This is a genomic window from Candidatus Bipolaricaulota bacterium (assembly GCA_021159055.1).
Lineage (GTDB): Bacteria > Bipolaricaulota > Bipolaricaulia > UBA7950 > UBA9294 > S016-54.
Genome location: JAGGSO010000131.1, coordinates 1 through 2,579 on the forward strand (window position 1 = coordinate 1; position 2,579 = coordinate 2,579).

Consider the following 2,579-nt stretch of genomic DNA (forward strand, 5'->3'; position numbering starts at 1 on the left):
GATGAAGGGGTGGATTATGCTCATGTTATTCGTCGGATTGATCGGGGCGGGACTGTGGAATGAGAGTAAGCTCCCACAGGCGCGCCTGCCAGAGCTCTCGGACACGGACAAACGGTTCCTCTTGAGCCTAGCACGACGCCAGTTGGAATCGGTGATCACCACCGGGAGGGGGATCACTGTCGATCGGGGGTCAATCCCGGAGAACGTGCAGGTCCCGGCGGCTTGTTTCGTCACTCTGAACGAGGACGGGATGTTGCGGGGATGCATACTCGATTCGTTCACCCCGCACGAGCCGATGTACAAAAACGTGATGCGCAACGTGGTCCTGGCCGCGACGAGCGATCCCCGATTTCCGCCGGTGCGGCCGGCGGAGCTTCCCAAGATCGAGATAGAGATAAGCGTGCTCGATCGGCCGAAACCGCTCTCTTTCTCCGGACCGGATGACCTTCTGCGAAAACTGCATCCCGGGGTGGACGGGGTGATCCTCAAGACGCGTACCGGGTCATCGACCTACCTCCCGCAGGTGTGGGAGACCTTCCCCGATCCGGTTGACTTCCTCTCCAGCCTGTGCGAGAAGCAGGGAGCTGATCCCAACTGCTGGAGGAGCGATCCCCCTCCTACGGTGGAGATTTACCATGTGATCCACTTTTCGGAAAGTGATCTGGGGGATGAGCGCTGAACCCGTTTACGCGGATTCCGTTCGCTTCGAGAACTGGCAGTTCACGGTAATGTCATCGCGGGCCGGGGTACGGTTGATCGACCTGCACGGCATGTCCCCAGCTGTGCTCGCCTCCCGGCTTAAGGCTCGGCTTGCCCACGGAGGGAACCGGGATGCCGTGGCCCAGCTTTTCGAATATTTCTCCGGGTCCAGGAGGCAATTTGACCTTCCGCTCGATCTACGCGGGACCGCGTTTCAGCTTGCGGTGTGGGAGAAATTGTTGGGGGTGCCGTACGGCGAGACGATCTCTTACGGCGAATTGGCGCTCGAAATCGGAAAACCGACGGCAGCCCGAGCGGTTGGCGCGGCGGTCGGCGCAAACCCGATTCCGATCATCGTCCCGTGCCACCGCGTGATCGGCAAAACCGGGGGGCTCGTCGGGTTCGGGGGTGGGCTCGATCTGAAGCGCCGGCTCCTTGCCCTCGAGGGAGTGATCCTGGATTAGTCGTCAAGGTTGTGGGCGATGAGCTCCGGAGTGTCGGGCTCTACGTGCACGAGGACGTTCACCGGATACCGGTAGGCGCGCTTGATCGCGTCTTCTACCTGCATCGAGATGCGGTGCCCCTCGAGGACCGATAGCCTCGGGTCGACGAGGACGTGAAGGTCGACGAACACCTCCCGCCCCACGCGGCGGGTGCGCAGGTTGTGAAAGCTACGCACTCCTGGGATCTGGATGATCGCCTCCTCGATCTGTCGCCGTTCGGGCAGGGAGAGGCTCCCCTCGCTCAGTTCGTGCAACACATCCCCTATGGTGTGCGCCCCGGCAGCGATGACCATCAGCCCCACGACTATTCCAGCGATCTGATCGGCGTGCCCGAACCCGACCATTCCCCCGATCCCACCGAGTAGGACCGCCATCGAGGAGAGGGCGTCTGAGCGGTGGTGCCAGGCGTTGGCACGGAGCGCCGTACTGTTGGCGCGGGCAGCGGCCCGGAGGGTGAGACGAGCGATCCATTCCTTGGCCAGTATCGATCCGACAGCGATGATGATGACCGCGAATCCAGGATAAGAAGTGCGATGTGAGTACAGGGCTGCTCCCGCCTTCCCGGCGAGGTATGCTCCAACGATGATCAGGCCCGCGGCGACGACCCCACCCGCGATCGTCTCGTAACGCCCATGCCCGTAAGGATGAGATGAATCCGGTTTGCGCCTTCCCAGTTGGATCCCGCCGAGCACGACGAGGTCGGTGGCGAGATCGGAGCCGGAGTGCATTCCATCGGCGATCAGTCCGATCGATCCGGTGAGAATTCCTCCAAGGAGCTTTGCGGCAAGAAGGATGACGTTCACCAGGGTTCCGAGGAGGGTCACCCGCACCCCGGAATCGCTCACGGCTCGTCCGGGAAGATCGTTCATGCCCCCTCCCAAAATGAAAATCCAGGCGGCGTCCTACTCTCCCAGCCCCTCGCGAGGCTAGTACCATCGGCGCTGGAGGGCTTAACTTCCGTGTTCGGGATGGGTACGGGTGTTTCCCCTCCGCTATCAGCCACCTGGAATCTTCAAATCCTCTTCGGTCACGACAAGTGAACAGGGTGTGTGCCATACAAGCCTCGGCCGATTAGTACCGCTCGGCTGAACGCATTGCTGCGCTTACACCTGCGGCCTATCAACCTCCTAGTCTCGGAGGGGCCTGATGTGGAGACCTCGTCTTGGGGACGGCTTCGTGCTTAGATGCCTTCAGCGCTTATCCTAACTGAACTTGGCTACCCAGCGATGCTCCTGGCGGAACAACTGGTACACCATCGGTTCAGCTGTCCCGGTCCTCTCGTACTAGGGACAGTCCCCCTCAAGTCTCCTACGCCCACGGTGGATAGAGACCGACCTGTCTCACGACGGTCTGAACCCAGCTCGCGTACCCTTTTAA

The 2,579-nt window shown here is 61.3% G+C and carries 3 protein-coding genes and 2 rRNA genes; 2 read left to right on the forward strand and 3 right to left on the reverse strand.

Annotated elements, in window-relative coordinates; translation table 11 throughout:
• Both amrA and J7J55_06650 read left to right on the forward strand, forming a co-directional pair.
• On the forward strand, nt 1-679 hold a 679-nt coding region (amrA, locus tag J7J55_06645; protein MCD6142378.1), incomplete at its 5' end, for an AmmeMemoRadiSam system protein A.
• Between the two features lie 49 nt (nt 680-728).
• Nucleotides 729-1,163, forward strand: coding sequence for a methylated-DNA--[protein]-cysteine S-methyltransferase (locus tag J7J55_06650; protein ID MCD6142379.1), 435 nt, complete (start codon nt 729-731; stop codon nt 1,161-1,163).
• Here the strand turns inward: J7J55_06650 and J7J55_06655 are convergent.
• The 3 genes from J7J55_06655 to J7J55_06665 form a co-directional block, all read right to left on the reverse strand.
• Nucleotides 1,160-2,071, reverse strand: coding sequence for a cation transporter (locus J7J55_06655; GenBank protein ID MCD6142380.1), 912 nt, complete (start codon nt 2,069-2,071; stop codon nt 1,160-1,162). The two genes, J7J55_06650 and J7J55_06655, sit on opposite strands and share 4 nt — an antisense overlap.
• Before the next feature lie 20 nt (nt 2,072-2,091).
• Nucleotides 2,092-2,209 (reverse strand): 5S ribosomal RNA (gene rrf / locus J7J55_06660).
• 43 nt (nt 2,210-2,252) lie between these two features.
• A 23S ribosomal RNA gene (locus J7J55_06665) occupies nt 2,253-2,579 on the reverse strand; the annotation flags it as partial.